The 15439-nt window shown below is 42.7% G+C and carries 18 protein-coding genes and 1 tRNA gene; 13 read left to right on the plus strand and 6 right to left on the minus strand.

Going from position 1 to position 15439, the window contains the following annotated elements; genetic code table 11:
- Nucleotides 1-100: 100 nt before the first annotated feature.
- Nucleotides 101-1759: a glycosyltransferase gene (locus D0T51_RS07935; RefSeq protein WP_163727636.1), complete on the minus strand. Its 1659-nt coding sequence runs from the start codon at nucleotides 1757-1759 to the stop codon at nucleotides 101-103.
- Nucleotides 1760-1885: 126 nt separating this feature from the next.
- On the opposite strand from D0T51_RS07935, the gene D0T51_RS07940 reads away from it, so the two are divergent.
- From D0T51_RS07940 to D0T51_RS07955, 4 genes are read left to right on the plus strand one after another with little or no spacing between them, the layout of a single operon-like run.
- On the plus strand, nucleotides 1886-2182 hold the full coding sequence (locus D0T51_RS07940; protein WP_163727638.1) for a hypothetical protein: 297 nt from the start codon (nucleotides 1886-1888) through the stop codon (nucleotides 2180-2182).
- A complete protein-coding gene (locus D0T51_RS07945) occupies nucleotides 2179-2727 on the plus strand; it encodes a lysophospholipid acyltransferase family protein (protein ID WP_163727641.1) in 549 nt (182 codons plus the stop codon). The genes D0T51_RS07940 and D0T51_RS07945 overlap by 4 nt, the downstream gene beginning before the upstream one ends.
- Nucleotides 2728-2739: 12 nt before the next feature.
- A complete protein-coding gene (locus tag D0T51_RS07950) occupies nucleotides 2740-3525 on the plus strand; it encodes an amidohydrolase (RefSeq protein ID WP_163727644.1) in 786 nt (261 codons plus the stop codon).
- Nucleotides 3522-4793, plus strand: a complete 1272-nt coding sequence (locus D0T51_RS07955; protein ID WP_163727646.1) for an MFS transporter — start codon at nucleotides 3522-3524, stop codon at nucleotides 4791-4793. The genes D0T51_RS07950 and D0T51_RS07955 overlap by 4 nt, the downstream gene beginning before the upstream one ends.
- 92 nt (nucleotides 4794-4885) lie before the next feature.
- On the opposite strand, the gene pfkA is transcribed toward D0T51_RS07955, so the two are convergent.
- From pfkA to porQ, 4 genes are all read right to left on the minus strand, one after another.
- On the minus strand, nucleotides 4886-5866 hold the full coding sequence (gene pfkA / locus D0T51_RS07960) for a 6-phosphofructokinase (RefSeq protein ID WP_163727647.1): 981 nt from the start codon (nucleotides 5864-5866) through the stop codon (nucleotides 4886-4888).
- A 98-nt stretch (nucleotides 5867-5964) separates the two neighbouring features.
- On the minus strand, nucleotides 5965-6834 hold the full coding sequence (locus D0T51_RS07965) for a 4-hydroxy-3-methylbut-2-enyl diphosphate reductase (protein WP_163727650.1): 870 nt from the start codon (nucleotides 6832-6834) through the stop codon (nucleotides 5965-5967).
- Nucleotides 6831-7523, minus strand: coding sequence for a (d)CMP kinase (gene cmk, locus D0T51_RS07970; protein WP_163727652.1), 693 nt, complete (start codon nucleotides 7521-7523; stop codon nucleotides 6831-6833). The genes D0T51_RS07965 and cmk overlap by 4 nt, the downstream gene beginning before the upstream one ends.
- Nucleotides 7524-7658: 135 nt before the next feature.
- Nucleotides 7659-8654: a type IX secretion system protein PorQ gene (gene porQ / locus D0T51_RS07975; RefSeq protein ID WP_163727655.1), complete on the minus strand. Its 996-nt coding sequence runs from the start codon at nucleotides 8652-8654 to the stop codon at nucleotides 7659-7661.
- A 257-nt stretch (nucleotides 8655-8911) separates the two neighbouring features.
- Here porQ and D0T51_RS07980 point away from each other — a divergent pair, with 257 nt between their 5' ends.
- The 8 genes from D0T51_RS07980 to D0T51_RS08015 all read left to right on the plus strand — a co-directional run bounded on the left by D0T51_RS07980 (nucleotide 8912) and on the right by D0T51_RS08015 (nucleotide 14044).
- The gene (locus tag D0T51_RS07980; protein WP_163727658.1) at nucleotides 8912-9604 is read left to right on the plus strand and encodes an energy transducer TonB; all 693 of its coding nucleotides are present in this window, start codon (nucleotides 8912-8914) and stop codon (nucleotides 9602-9604) included.
- A 72-nt stretch (nucleotides 9605-9676) separates the two neighbouring features.
- A complete protein-coding gene (locus tag D0T51_RS07985; protein ID WP_163727661.1) occupies nucleotides 9677-10651 on the plus strand; it encodes a polyprenyl synthetase family protein in 975 nt (324 codons plus the stop codon).
- A gap of 2 nt (nucleotides 10652-10653) precedes the next feature.
- Nucleotides 10654-11439, plus strand: a complete 786-nt coding sequence (locus D0T51_RS07990; RefSeq protein WP_163727664.1) for a TatD family hydrolase — start codon at nucleotides 10654-10656, stop codon at nucleotides 11437-11439.
- A 143-nt stretch (nucleotides 11440-11582) separates the two neighbouring features.
- Nucleotides 11583-11670, plus strand: a tRNA-Ser gene (locus D0T51_RS07995).
- A gap of 74 nt (nucleotides 11671-11744) precedes the next feature.
- Entirely contained in the window at nucleotides 11745-12473 is a 729-nt protein-coding gene (locus D0T51_RS08000; protein ID WP_163727667.1) for a MotA/TolQ/ExbB proton channel family protein, read from the plus strand.
- A gap of 8 nt (nucleotides 12474-12481) precedes the next feature.
- Nucleotides 12482-12958 (plus strand): hypothetical protein, encoded by a 477-nt coding sequence (locus D0T51_RS08005; RefSeq protein ID WP_163727670.1) that lies wholly within the window; start codon nucleotides 12482-12484, stop codon nucleotides 12956-12958.
- A 22-nt stretch (nucleotides 12959-12980) separates the two neighbouring features.
- Nucleotides 12981-13571, plus strand: a complete 591-nt coding sequence (locus tag D0T51_RS08010) for a biopolymer transporter ExbD (protein ID WP_163727673.1) — start codon at nucleotides 12981-12983, stop codon at nucleotides 13569-13571.
- Nucleotides 13571-14044 carry a biopolymer transporter ExbD gene (locus D0T51_RS08015; RefSeq protein WP_163727675.1) on the plus strand — a complete coding sequence of 158 codons (474 nt, stop codon included), beginning with the start codon at nucleotides 13571-13573 and terminating at the stop codon, nucleotides 14042-14044. Before D0T51_RS08010 ends, D0T51_RS08015 begins: the two co-directional genes overlap by 1 nt.
- Nucleotides 14045-14135: 91 nt before the next feature.
- Here D0T51_RS08015 and D0T51_RS08020 read toward each other — a convergent pair whose 3' ends face one another.
- Nucleotides 14136-14702, minus strand: a complete 567-nt coding sequence (locus tag D0T51_RS08020; protein WP_163727678.1) for a GNAT family N-acetyltransferase — start codon at nucleotides 14700-14702, stop codon at nucleotides 14136-14138.
- A gap of 249 nt (nucleotides 14703-14951) precedes the next feature.
- Here D0T51_RS08020 and D0T51_RS08025 point away from each other — a divergent pair, with 249 nt between their 5' ends.
- Nucleotides 14952-15422, plus strand: a complete 471-nt coding sequence (locus D0T51_RS08025) for an Lrp/AsnC family transcriptional regulator (protein WP_163727680.1) — start codon at nucleotides 14952-14954, stop codon at nucleotides 15420-15422.
- Nucleotides 15423-15439: the final 17 nt, after the last annotated feature.

Raw genomic sequence — 15439 nt, forward strand, 5'->3', positions numbered from 1 at the left:
TTTAAAAATGTTTCTACTTTTTACAGACGGTATTGCTTCTCTTCGGAGAAAAAATAACCGGGGCAAAGGTAATATTATATTACCAATTCCCCCTTGATGTTCAGCAATTTCTTTCGTCTTTACGCACTAACGCCAGTTGAAAAGCGGCCTGATAATGGGTGATAAATCGACTCCATTCCGCTTTTTCTGCCAGGCTTAGACAGTTGCTTTTGATTCCTGCACGTTCTTTTTCTCCTTTTTGTGTTAAAGAAAGGATATGGTTTGCTATGGCGTCGGCGACATCGAAATAGTTGAAGTCCGTTCGTTCAATTACAGCTACTCCTTCTTGTATATCATTGCCCGATACGTTTTTCATTGCCCACATGCCAAAACCGGCCAGGTTGGTCGTTATGGTAGGGATGCCAAAAGCAATACTTTCCAAAGGGGTATATCCCCAGGGTTCATAGTAGGAGGGGAACACGGTAGCATCCATGCCGATCAATAGATCGTAGTAATATTGATTGAAGATACCATCTTGTTCGTCCAGGTAACAGGGGACGAATACAATTTTTAATTTATCGGAGGAGGTATTTGTAAAGCCTATATGCATGAGATGATTCAATACCTTATCATTCTCCATTTCGTTCAGCCAATGTGTGACGAAAGGAGCCTGCATGGGGGTGGTGATGGGCAGGTCCTTGTCGAGAGCCTCTTTCAGGTCGGCTCGGGCAGCCCGTACCCAGGCGGGAACCATTACGAAGGCGATGACCTCCTGTTGAAGGCGTCCGGATGTCTTTACCCGGTTCATCGCTTCGATAAAGACGTCGATGCCTTTGTTTCTGTATTCATAACGCCCGCTGGTAGCAACCAACAGGGCGTCGGGGGCTATAGTTGTACCAGTCAATTTTTCTGCTACCTTTACTAAGAGAGTACGGGCTTCTTTTCGTTTGTTGGTATATGTTTTCCCTGTCGGAACAAAGTTACGCTCAAAGCCGTTCGGGGTTACGATGTCCGGCTCTTTGTCTAATAACTGTCGACATTCAATGGCCGTGATATCACTTACAGTAGTAAAACAATCGACCTGGTGAGCCACTTGTTTTTCCAATGAATGTTTGGCTTCCATATTCAATTCGTGCGCCATTTGGTCACCGTTGTATCCATCCATGTAAGCATATAACGCTTTGTTGTTTCCAGCGATCGACCGACCGATAGAGGTGGCATGTGTTGTGAAAAGTGTGGCGATAGCCGGTACTTGTTTTTTTACATACAAGGCACCCATGCCCAACATCCATTCGTTGAAAAGAGCTGTGACGGCTTTGTTTTCCAGTTGATAATAATGATAGAAACTCTCTATCACTTTTCCTACGGCGTAAGCGAAAATACAAGATTCGTCGTAATCTCCATACGCATGCATGGAATCCACCTGGAAATCATTCCACATGGCATAAAATAAAGAATCTCTGTCAGCAAAGAAAGGTTTGAAGTCGACCAAAATAACCGGGGGAGTTCCTGGTACTTTCCAGCGACCTATCTTCAGTTTGAGATTATCCGTCGTAGCGGCGTGGTTTTTCCAGTCGGCAAAGAGGGTCTCTTCTTCTGAAAAGTCTGCGATTTCTTTATCTGCCCATACATCCGGTCCGATAAAGATGACCTTGTCATGGAATATTTCCTGTAAAGTGTGTGCTTTTGTTGACAGGACAGTATAAATGCCTCCTACCTTATTACAGACCTCCCAGCTTGCCTCGAACAGGTAGTCGGGGGTTCTTGTTTTATCATTCATATATATAAAAATTGTTTTACCAAATGGCTGTGAGCCCGCAAAGATACTATTTTATGTTTTTTTTGCAGTAAACAATTGTATTAATAACAATGTTTTTAACTTTGTAATGAATTAAAGTAAAACATTATGGCTAAAAGAAAAACGTTAAAAAGAGATATTGGCTATGCAGCCGGTGAATTATTCACAGAAGTATTGGTGACCAAGATGCTTATACCGGGTGTGAACCAGGAGAAAGCAGATGCTCTGATGACTCAGATACTGGACATGCAGGATACATTTATCCGTCGTGCGGGCAAACCGGATGCCAAAGAGAACAAAAAACTGATAAAAGAGTATTATAAAAAACTATTTGCCGATCTGCAAAAGGATATCGATTTGATAGTCAAAGGTGTAGAAGAGTTGGGCAAAGAAAGTAACGCATGAAGAAATCATTGAGTAAGGCGATCCTCCGGATGGCCGGATGGAGAATAGGCTCAGTCGAAGGAGTCGAATTACCCAAATGTGTTATATGTGTAGCGCCTCACACGAGTAACTGGGATTTCCTTGTTGGTAAACTCACTTATACGGCTCTTGGATGTACGGCCAGTTTTCTGATCAAAAAGGAATGGTTCTTTTTCCCCTTGAATTTTTTATTTAAAAGTATGGGGGGGGTGCCGGTAGACCGGCGTAAACATACATCCGTAACGGAGCAAATGGCAGAGGAGTTTGCCAAACGAAGTGTTTTCCAGTTGGCCATTACACCGGAGGCTACGCGCAAGCCTGTAGAGGAATGGAAAAAAGGATTTTATTACATTGCATTAACCGCCCAAGTGCCTATATTGATGGCTTATTTTGATTATTCCCAAAAGGTAGTAGGTATATTGGGTGTGTTTTATCCGACTGGCGATGTAGACAAAGACATTCATACGATCCGTTCTCGTTACAAAGGAATAAAAGGACGTAATCCAGCATATTTCATAGACATCTAAACACAAACTATTATGGCCGACAACTTACGTATCAGTATGATACAATCCCATATTATATGGGAAGACAGAGATGAGAACCTGGGGTACTACGGTGAATTGCTTCGCCGGGTAAGTGGTAAAACCGATCTGGCAATACTGCCGGAGGCCTTTTCTACCGGTTTCTCCATGCATGTGGAAAAAGTGGCAGATACAATGGATGGAATAACGATTCCAACCATCAAAGGCTGGACTCAAAAATACAACCTGGCTGTTGCCGGCAGTTTTATAGTAAAAGAAAATAATGCATACTACAACCGGGCTTTCCTGATCACTCCAGAAGGAGATGCCTATTATTATGATAAGCGTCATTTGTTCCGTATGGCAGAAGAAGATCGTTACTTCTCTGCCGGAGATAAACAGGTGATCGCGATTTATAAGGGTTGGAAGATTGCTCTGCAGGTATGTTATGACCTGCGTTTCCCGGTGTGGAGCCGGAATGTGGATAATGCGTATGATCTGTTGATTTATGTGGCCAACTGGCCGGAAGCCCGCAAGCGTGTGTGGAAAACCTTGTTGCAGGCGCGTGCTATGGAGAATATGGCTTTTGTCTGTGGCGTCAACCGTGTGGGTGTAGACGGTAAAGGTTTTGTTTATCGAGGTGATTCTTTGGTGTTTACTCCCAAAGGAAAGAAACTGGCAGATGCGGGCAAGCGGGAAGAAATCACCCGAACCTGTACGCTGGAGAAAGCCGAACTGGAGAAGATACGCACTCAATTTCCTGCCTGGAAAGATGCTGATCACTTTACCCTGAATCCATGAAAAGCCGGAGTCCATGGACTTGGATTCCCTCCCTCTATTTCGCAGAAGGACTTCCGTATGTCGTTGTAATGACAGTCTCTGTTATCCTGTACAAGAGGATGGGTATATCCAATACGGATATAGCATTGTATACCAGTTGGCTTTACCTGCCCTGGGTGATCAAACCATTGTGGAGCCCTTTTGTCGACCTGGTGAAAACCAAACGCTGGTGGATATATACCATGCAATTGTTGATAGGAGGAGGGATGGCCGGTGTGGCCTTTACGATTTCGGGTGATTTCTTTTTTCAGGCGACCCTGGCCTTTTTTTGGTTATTGGCTTTTAGCTCTGCGACGCATGATATTGCAGCGGATGGATTTTATATGCTTGGTCAGACGGAAGAGCAACAAGCCTTTTTTATCGGTATCCGGAATATCTTTTACCGGGTTGCTATGCTCACCGGGCAGGGGGTATTGATCTTTTTAGCCGGTAAATTGGAGGCTTCCACCGGGCAAATACCTTTTGCCTGGACGCTCATATTCTTTGTTTTGTGCGGATCTTTTATTGGGTTGGCAGCCTGGCATAGGTTCGTTTTGCCTTTCCCAGAGAGGGATAAACAACGGGAGCGGGTGACATTCAGTACAATAATGACTGCCTTCGGCAGGACCTTTTTGGTTTTTTTTCAAAAAAAAGGAATTATCCCTGCTTTGTTATTTATGCTTACGTATCGTTTAGGGGAGTCTCAGTTGGTAAAATTGGCTTCTCCTTTTCTACTTGACAGTAATGAAGCCGGAGGTTTGGGGCTGTCGACATCCGAAGTGGGGGTGACCTATGGGGGTGTAGGCGTGATCTCTCTATTAACAGGCGGTATTTTAGGTGGTTTTTTTATTTCCCGTTATGGTTTGAAGAGGTGTCTATGGCCTATGGCTTTTGCTATATCCTTGCCCAACCTGGTTTATCTTTATATGGCTTATGCCCTACCGGAGAGTAGGGTGATTATCAGCGGTTGTGTTGGTGTCGAGCAATTCGGTTATGGTTTCGGTTTTACTGCTTACACCATGTTTCTGATGCTCTTTGCTGAAGGGGAATATAAGACGTCTCATTATGCTATCAGTACGGGATTTATGGCGTTGGGGATGATGCTTCCCGGGATGCTATCCGGATGGATACAGGAGCAGATAGGTTATCCCTATTTCTTTGTATGGGTGATGGCTTGTTGTATTCCGGCTTTTCTGGTTATTCCTTTTTTGCGATTTAAAGAAAAGGAGGGAGATGAAAATGAAGAATGAGGAATGAAAATAAATAACCCCGGTGGAGAGTCCCCGGGGTTATTTATTTGTATGATGCCCATGGATTCTGTAATGAACCCATGGGTTTTGTGTTAAATAGAAGAAATGCGCAGGGTATTCAGTAAATCCCGGTTGATGGGTTTTACATTTTTGATCGCCTTAGAGAAAGGTACATAGACAATATTGTCGTTTTGAATACCTATCATCACATTTCGCTGATCTTCCAGGATAGCGTCGATGGCAGCAACTCCCATGCGTGTTGCCAATACACGGTCCTGAGCCGTAGGGGAACCTCCGCGTTGTAAATGTCCTAATATAGAAACGCGGACATCGAATTGTGGATATTCATTTTTAACCCTTTCGGCTACGCCCATAGCACCTCCGGTTATTTCACTTTCTGCCACAAGCACGATACTGCTGTTTTTGGATTTGCGGAAGCCGGTTTCGATCATCTCAGCCAACTGGTCCTTCTCCATGGATATCTCTGGGATAATGGCGGCTTCAGCTCCGGAAGCGATGGCGCCGTTCAATGCCAGGAAGCCAGCTTCCCGTCCCATTACCTCAATGAAAAACAAGCGGTCGTGCGAGGTTGCCGTATCACGGATTTTATCCACGCACTCCATGATTGTATTCAAGGCGGTGTCAAAGCCAATCGTTACATCGGTTCCAAAAAGGTCGTTGTCTATCGTGCCGGGCAAGCCGATGATGGGGAAGTTGAACTCTTGGGCAAACACGCGGGCTCCCGTTAATGTGCCGTCACCTCCTATGGCAACCAGGGCTTCAATCCCATGCTCCTGTAGACGTTCATAAGCCTGTTTTCTGCCTTCCGGCGTTAAGAACTCCATACAACGGGCTGTTTTTAAAAGAGTACCTCCTCGCTGTATGATGTTGCTGACATTCTGGGTTTTAAAATCTTCGATCTCATTCGTGATCAAACCCTTGTATCCGCGATAAATTGCTTTAACAGTCATTCCGTTATAAATAGCGGAACGAGTCACTGCCCGAATGGCAGCGTTCATGCCGGGTGCATCACCTCCGGAGGTTAAAATGCCAATACACTTCACTGTTGACATAGCGTATTACGTTTTTAAATTCGTGGACAAAAATACAAAATATTTAGACAATCGCTTTCTTTTTGTTCTTTTTTCATTCGAATTCACTAATTATGCTGTCATTTTGTATTAAGTTTCTTAATGTGAGCTGCCACTTTTTCCATCAGCCACTTAGGGGTGGAGGTTGCCCCGCAGACCCCCACTTGTTTTACATCCGCCGGCAAGGGACTGGTTATTTCGTCAACTGCTGAGATAAATACCGATTGAGGATTGGCGTGCAGGCATTCCTCAAAGAGCACTCTTCCGTTGGAACTCTTTTCATCTGCTACAAAATAGACCCAGTCTTTTCGGGAAGCGAATTTTTTAATATTTATTAATCGATTAGCCACCTGTCTGCAGATGGTATCATGCCATTCGAAGCGTACCTCGGTTGTGATCCGACTTTGTATCTCATGGACAATCTCGCGGAAGCCATCCAACGATTTTGTTGTTTGGGAAAAGAGTACGATATTCCGGTTAAAATCCAATATAGACAGATCTGTTTTGTTTTCTATCACAATGGCGGTGCCTTCTGTTTGTCCTACCAGTCCGTTCACTTCGGCATGGCCTTTTTTGCCATAAATAACCAGTTGGGTGTTGTTGTTGCAAGTTTCTTTGAAATAGGTGTGTATCTTACGCTGTAAGCGAAGTACGACGGGGCAGGTGGCGTCGATAATGGTGATGTTGTTTTGCCGGGCGATAGTGTAGGTAGAAGGCGGTTCGCCGTGGGCACGCAAAAGTACTTTCTCCCCATATAAGATTGCATATTCTGTATGGTCGATGGTGCGCAATCCCAGGGACTGCAAGCGTTCTACTTCCAGGTTGTTATGGACAATGTCTCCCAGACAATATAACAAATCAGCCTGTTTAAGTTCTTTTTCGGCACTCTCTATGGCTGTAACTACTCCGAAGCAGAAACCGGAATCTTTATCTATTTCTACGTCGATCATTGCTGGCCTGTAACCTTTTTAAACGCGGTGAGTAGCCATTCTTTCTGTTCGGCAGGGGTCATTTGGGAGTTGTCCAAAAGCAAGGCGTCTATTGCTTGTCGCAAGGGACTTTCTGTGCGGGTAGAATCAATATGATCCCGTTTGCGTACATTCTCCAAGACTTCTTCGTAAGAGACGTTTTGTCCTTTTCTTTTTAACTCATCCATGCGGCGTTGCGCCCGTACTTCGGGGGATGCGGTGAGGAAAATCTTCAATTCTGCATCCGGAAAAACAACTGTTCCTATATCACGTCCGTCCATGACGACTCCTTTGTCTTTTCCCATAAGCTGTTGTTGGGCTACGAGGGCCTGGCGGACAAAACCTACAGCGGCAATGGTGCTTACCTGATTGGCAACGGCCATGTCGCGGATCTCTTTTTCTACATTTTTTCCATTCAGATAAGTGTCGGGTTGTCCGTTTTCCGGATTAAGCTTGAAACTTATATATATATTGTGTAGTTCTTTTTGCAAACGATCTTCATCGAGGTGACCTGCGTCAAACATCCCGTGTTGCAAAGCATAGAGAGTCACAGCCCGGTACATGGCACCGGTATCAATATAGATGTATCCTATTTCGCGGGCCAGTTCTCTGGCCATTGTGCTTTTGCCGCTGGAAGAATGTCCGTCGATGGCTATTGTTATTTTTCTCATACTTAAATTTTACGTCTTTGGGGTATAATTCCTGTTACGCCCTATGAGTGTTTTATTTATTCATTTATCTGCAAACTTAGGAAAAATCACTTATACGTGAGGTGTTTGGATAGGAAGAAATGGATGAAAGCTTATTCAAGGCCTGAAATCCGCCAGGGTGGTGGAGATGCTGACCATGGTAGAAAGTGCGGAGGGATGATATTTAGCTACGGATACACCGACGTCAAACATTTTGATTTTAACGCCTCCTCCGATAGAGAATCCTCCCAAGGTATTCCCGTTTTGTAGTTTCATGTCCATGTTTCTCTTGGGGTTAAATCCCAATCCTATCCAAAAATTCTCGGAAGGAACAAAATCGATACCCAAAACGAGGTGTTTGGCGAATGTCTGGAAGAATTTATCTTCTTTATCCTCTTGGGTATCATCAATGGAATCAAATTTCCATCGGTTCAGGTACATGGCTGTCAGTGAGAAACGGATCGGGGCATGATTCATCTTTTTCGTGATACCCATCTGGATGTCCCAGGGGAGTTTTTGTCGTTCGTCCTCGTAGGCTTTTAACTGGGCTCCTATGTTTTTTAAGGCAAAGCCAAAAGAGAAAGCCTTTTCCCTGTCGTAATAAGTGGCTCCGGCATCTACTGCCAGTCCCATGGAGGAGTAGTCGGCGTAACTGGAATAGAGAAACTTCAACGAAAGACCTCCCCGCCACTTCTCGGATAAGTCGTAGGCATAAAAGGCTTGTACATTAATATCTTTTGCAGAGGTATTTCCTAAGTGAATATTCTCGGGAGAGAATTCTCGGATATCTCCATAGTTGATGAACGTTGCTCCGATGGCCCATGCGGCCCGTTCTTTGACTGCCTTGGTGTAGAGAGCACTGCCAACGTTGATGTCCGATATATAATTCATATAGTTGAGGTTCACCATACCATCCATTTCTCCTCCCAGAAGTCCAGGGTTGTGAAATATCAATGAGGGGTCGCGTTCGATTAAAGCTACCGTATGTCCTCCTACGGCATTGGCACGGGTAGATGAGGGATAGTGTAGGAAGGTGAATACTTCATCCCCGCTCTGAGCAAACATCTGTACGGACAGAAAAGAAAGAATCAATATATATAGTTTGTTTCTCATATTTTCAACAAAATATCGTGCAAAGATACATTATTTCAGAAAAATGTTTTTACTTTACGGCCGCAAAAACGGAGTAAGACAAATACACATTATCTGAAACGGGAAAATCTTCAAAAAGGTATATGTGTACCTTATATTTTTCTGTTTGCATTAAAAAAAACGAAAAAGAAAGCGGATTTTTTGCTTCCGGTAGGCGGAGTTGAAAATAATTCTTATTTTTGCATAGTTGGAAAACACATTACTAAATAATTTAAAGTATGGAAATTAAAAAATCACCGAAAGCGGATTTGGAAGGTGGAAAGACCTTAAGCGTTCTGATGGGCTTGGTAATAGCTTTGGCTGTTCTGTTCGTCGGATTCGAATGGGGTACTTTTGACATTCAAGTTGTAACCGCAAGCGAGGGTGTTGCTGACATCATCGCAGAAGAAGAAATTGAGATAACAAGGCCTGAGGATACTCCTCCACCGCCCCCTCCACCACCGGCTCCTGTCGTGGCAGAAGTGTTGACCGTCGTTGACGATGACGTAGAGTTGGAGCAACAAGATATCTTGACAACAGAAGATAGCCAACAAGATGCTCAGCTTCAGACGTATGTGGCTCCGGCTGTGGTGGAAGAAGAAGAAGAGTCCGAGAATCATATCTTTACTGTGGTAGAGACGATGCCGTCTTTCCCAGGAGGAGATCCTGCTCTGTTGTTGTTTATCAAAAATTCAGTTCGGTATCCTGTGATCGCACAAGAAAACGGTATTCAGGGACGTGTGACGGTTTCGTTTACTGTTAACCGTGACGGTTCTGTAGTGGATGCAGAAGTTCTTCGCGGGGTAGACCCTTCTTTGGATAAAGAAGCTCTTCGTGTGGTAGGTACCATGCCTAAATGGTCTCCCGGACTGCAAAGAGGTAAACCGGTACGTGTGAAATACAATGTACCTATTAACTTCCGGTTGCAATAGGATATAAAAAAGATAATAGGAAAAGGCTGCGGTAAATTGCAGCCTTTTTCGTTTCATTAAAAACTTCAATATATGCTTTCTTTTGAACAAATCCTGGAACGGATTGAAAAGGAGATCCATTGTTTAGATCTCAATTATCCTCCCCAAAGTTTATACGATCCGATAGAATATATCCTCTCGTTGGGTGGAAAAAGGATACGTCCGGCATTGGCGTTGATGGCGTGCAATATATACAGCGATGATATAGAAAAAGCCATAGCTCCCGCCTTAGGCATGGAAGTGTTCCATAACTTCACCTTGCTGCATGATGATTTAATGGATAAGGCGGATGTGCGTAGAGGGAAATCTACGGTTCATAAAGTATGGAATGATAACGCCGCTATTCTATCGGGGGACGCAATGCTCATTGTGGCGTATAAGTTAATCGGGGATTCAACGCCCGGTCAATTGAAAGAAATCCTGGACCTGTTCACGCAGACAGCCTTGGAGATCTGTGGCGGGCAGCAGTATGATATGGAATTCGAATCCCGGATGGATGTAACGGAAGAGGAGTATATAGAGATGATTCGTCTTAAAACAGCCGTGTTGTTGGCCTGCTGCCTGAAAGCAGGAGCAATCACTGGAGGAGCCTCTCCCGAAGATGCAGATCATTTATACCATTTTGGTATCAATATTGGGTTAGCCTTTCAATTGCAAGACGACCTGTTAGATGTATACGGGGATAGCGCAACCTTTGGGAAAAAGATAGGTGGGGATATTTTATGCAATAAAAAGACATTCCTGTTGATTCATGCATTGAAGAAAGCTTCGGATAATCAGTTGTTAGAATTGAACGAATGGATGAATAAAGAAACGTTTGATCCGGCAGAGAAGATCGCAAGGTTTACGCATATATATAATGAATTGCATCTGAAAGCTATGACGGAAGCGAAGATGCAGGCGTACTTCGAGGTGGCAGTGAAACATCTGGATGCCTTGCAGGTGCCGGCTGTCCAATTGGATGTTCTGAAAACAGTTACCCATCAGCTTATGTATCGGAATTCATAACGATGGAACTTATTGATACTCATTCTCATCTTTATCTGGAAGAATTTGATTCGGACCGGGATTTGTTGGTGCAACAGGCAATGGATTCCCGTATCGGCCGGTTGTTGTTGCCCAATGTGGACCGGGAAACAGTCGATCGGATGTTTGCTTTTTGCGACCGTTATCCAATCTTTGCCTATCCGATGATGGGTTTGCATCCGACAAGTGTCGGTGCGGATTACGCTTCCCAGCTGCGGTATATAGAATCTTTTCTGCCCCGTAGGTCGTATTGTGCGATTGGGGAAATAGGTATAGATCTTTATTGGGATAAAACGTATTTGAAGGAACAGAAGATTGTATTCGAAGAGCAACTGCATTGGAGTCTATCGATGGATCTGCCGGTTGCGATTCATACCCGGGAAGCCTTCCCTGAAGTCTTGGATAGTATACACAAGATAGGAGCCGACAAACTAACGGGTGTCTTTCATAGTTTCAGCGGAACGGTAGAAGAATTGCAGGAAGTCAAGAAGCTGCCCGGTTTCAAAATCGGCATCAATGGGGTCGTGACTTTTAAGAATGCTAAACTGGCCGAAGTCATTGCTCATACGGATATTCATCACATCTTGTTAGAGACGGATGCACCTTATCTGGCACCTGTTCCTTATAGGGGGAAGAGAAACGAGCCAACATATATTTGGAAAACGGCCGAAAAGGTGGCTGAGGTGTATCATTTATCCTTGGAAAAGACGGTAGAAATGACCTCTTCCAATGCATTAAAACTCTTTAAAAGCCTTTATATGCCTATATAGTTGTATTTTTTGCAAGGGTTGCTCATTTTATTCGATGGATATTACGATTATGTCGTGCAAAAACTTTAGATTTGTGCGCTGAAACGTTTGGAAATACAATTTTTTTCGTAATTTGCGCTCGTTTTAAGGAAAAAAACCTCATTGGAGAGATGCTCGAGTGGTTGAAGAGGCACGCCTGGAAAGCGTGTATACGCCTAAAGTGTATCGCGGGTTCGAATCCCGCTCTCTCCGCAAATAAATTTGCATTAGTAACAAATTAATAAAATAAAAAAAGAGAATTATTAATCTTAAAAATTGAACACACAATGAAAAAGTTATTTGCAAAAGCATTCTTGGGATTATGTGCCCTTGGAACCTCTACAGTTGCATTCGCACAGGAAGCTGCCGTTGAAACGGGTATGCATCAAGCTTTAAAAATCAAGTTTATTGAAGGTAGTGCAGACTTTATGAGTTTGGTTGCTGTTACTTTGGTGCTTGGTTTGGCTTTCTGTTTGGAAAGAATCATTTATCTGAACTTGGCTGATGTTAATGCAGACAAATTGTTGCAAGGTATTGATGAAGCACTGGAAAAAGGTGACGTAGAAGGAGCTAAATCTATTGCTCGTGACACTAGAGGTCCTATTGCTTCTATTGCATATCAAGGTTTAATGAGAATTGATCAAGGCGTTGATATCGTTGAGAAATCTATTGTTTCTTATGGTGGTGTACAAAGTGGTTTGTTGGAAAAGAACCTTTCTTGGGTTACTTTGTTTATCGCAATGGCTCCTTCTTTGGGATTCTTGGGAACAGTAGTAGGGATGGTAATGGCGTTCGACAAAATCGAACAAGTAGGTGATATCAGCCCGACGGTTGTTGCCGGTGGTATGAAAGTGGCTTTGATCACAACTATTTTTGGTCTTATCGTAGCGTTGATTCTTCAAGTATTCTACAATTATTTGTTGAGCAAATTGGAATCTATCTTGAATCAAATGGAAGATGCTTCTATCACTTTGGTAGACACAATCCTTAAATACTACGTAAAATTTAAAAAATAATACAGATCATGGCTGTTACTAAAATAAGAAAAATATCAAGTTGGACCCTGATCGCTTGTACTGTTATCACATTAGTGGTACTGGGATTGTTCTTCTTGGGAGGAGACGATGAACCCTACAAGGGAGAAATGTGGAATCCAATCTATACAGGGTTATTGCTTAACTGGATGTATGTGTTGATGGGAGTTACTGCTGCTGCAACCGTTTTATTTGGTCTTTGGCAGTTTATAACTAATTTCAGACAGAATCCGAAAGGTGGTTTGATGGGACTTGTTGTTCTTGTATTGTTTTTCGGTATGTTGTTTATTTCCTATACTATGGGTAATGGAACACCAATCCCCGGATTGAATGCAGATATCCAAGAATATAATACTCCTATGTGGTTGAAAATGACTGATATGTGGTTGTATTCTACCTATATTTTGACCGGATTGGTTGTTTTGGCTATTCTGGCAGGAAGTGTGAAGAGAATTATTAATAAATAATTTAAAAAAACAAAAAAGCTATATGGCAAGAAAAAAAAGAAAAGCACCATCGATTAATGCTACTTCTTCAGCCGATATCGCTTTCATGTTGCTTCTATTCTTCCTATTAACCTCATCGATGGATACAGACCGTGGTTTACCTAGACGTTTGCCACAACCCGTGCCCAAAGATCAGAAAAAAGAAGATGTTGATATTAAAAAGAGAAACCTGCTGGTGGTATTGATTAGTAGTTCTAATCAGATACTTTGTGGAGGTGAATATGTCGATATCAAGCAACTGAAGGACAGAGTGAAGGAATTCGTTGAAAATCCTTACAACGATGAACATAAGCCAGAGAAGATAGATGTAGACGTTCCTCTTTTTGGGAATATGATGGTAACAAAAAATCACGTTATCTCATTACAGAATGACCGGGGAACATCTTATCAGGCATATATTGATGTACAAAATGAGTTGGCAGCAGCTTATACAGAGTTGAGAAATGATGTTTCCCAAAAGAAATTTGGAAAGATCTTTGCCGAATTAGATGAGGAGCAACAAAAAGCGGTTCAGACTATTTATCCACAAAAGATATCTGAAGCTGAGCCTAAAAATTATGGAGGAGGAAAGTAATGGGAAAATTTAATAAAGCCGGTGGCCGCGAAATGCCCGAATTAAATACTTCATCCTTACCTGACTTGGTGTTTGCTTTCTTATTCTTCATTATGATGGTTACATCTATGCGTGAAGTATCATTGAAAGTAGTGTTCCGCTCTCCACAAGCAACTGAGCTTCAAAAACTGGAAAAGAAATCATTGGTGACATTCATTTACGTGGGAGAACCTATGCAAGAGTTCCGTGCGCAAATGGGTACAGCTACCCGTGTACAGCTAAATGATAATTTTGCTGAGATTTCGGAAATTGAATCTTATATTGCTCAGGAAAAAGGTAGTATGAAAGAAGAAGATGCTCCTTTCATGACCGTCTCAATCAAAGCAGATAAGGAAACACAGATGGGGATCATAACGGATATCAAACAAGCGCTTCGTGAAGCGTATGCTTTGAAGATCAGTTATTCTGCATCACCTCGCGTGAATCCTCTTTAATGAAAGAGAATATACTTTAATATAGAAAGGCAGAGTTTTTTACTCTGCCTTTTTTATTGCCTTAAACTTGTCTTTTCATTCTCATCTCATCTCATCCTTCTTCTTTCACCTGGTAAACATATGTATAAAGGCAATCTCGCACCGATTCAAAGGCCGTTTCCAAGTTCATATTCCCGTAGGACATAAGAAGCATGTCGAACCAAGATTCTCCTGGTCGGTAGGGTGGTTGCTGGTAGGGATGGTTGTTCAGTACAAACCCCAATCGTTCGTAGAATCCGATTCTTCTCTGGCTCATCTCATCGGAGGGCATTTCCACTTCGAGTACTATCGGTTTTGGGCATGTAAGAAAGAATGCATGCATGGCTTCTGTGCCCATCCCGTTATTCCGGGCGACACTGTCGATGGCAAAATGCTCGATATAATTAAAGCTACCAAAATCCCAGGCTGTAATAAAACCGGCATACGTATCTTCCCCCGCATTGATCTCTTCTTTATTTAATGCATAAACAGTAAATATGGGCTCCTCTTTTATCAGGTCCCGTACGTATTTGAATGCCCTGCGTTCTACTTCCGGAAAGGATTCGGTATATGTTTTTTCTATACGATCCAGTAAAGGATCTGTTGCGGAAGTAATAGGGATGCATTTTATTCTCTTCATTCTTCTTCTCGTATGTATGATTTGACATGCTTCTGCCTCTGAAGTCTCTCTATTTTTCTTTGCGACAAATGTATCGAATCCGAATAAATAACGCCTGTATTATAGGCTATTTGTCAAAGATTCTCTATTTTTGTATGAAAATGAAAGTAGAGTGACTTTCGATAATACAGGTATAGAGGGAAGCCTAACGTGTTCAAGTTTATTTGAAATAGGCGTGACCTTCCTCTATGCTACAAATATAACAAATATATGGCACAGCATCAATTGGATGAGTTGGATGAAAGAATCCTCAAATTAATCATAGGCAACGCACGTATGCCTTTCCTGGAAGTGGCAAGAGAATGTAATGTCTCTGGTGCTGCCATCCATCAACGTATTCAGAAACTGACAACGATGGGTGTTATCAAAGGATCGGAATTTATTGTGGACAATACCAAGGTGGGGTATGAAACCTGTGCCTATATGGGCCTTTACCTGCAATCTCCCGGTCAATTTCCGGCTGTTACTGAAGCCCTGAAAGAAATACCCGAAGTAGTGGAGTGTCATTATACAACAGGGCAATACGATCTTTTTATCAAGATCTATGCAAAAAACAATCAGCACCTCTTGCATATTATCCATAAGAAATTGCAACCCCTGGGGCTGGCGCGTACCGAATCACTTATCTCTTTCAAAGAGGCATTTAAGCGGCAGATACCCATTAATTTGAATGAAGAATAAAGAATACATAAAAAAAG

The sequence above is a fragment of the Parabacteroides sp. 52 genome (genome assembly GCF_010500925.1).
Lineage (GTDB): Bacteria > Bacteroidota > Bacteroidia > Bacteroidales > Tannerellaceae > QVMG01.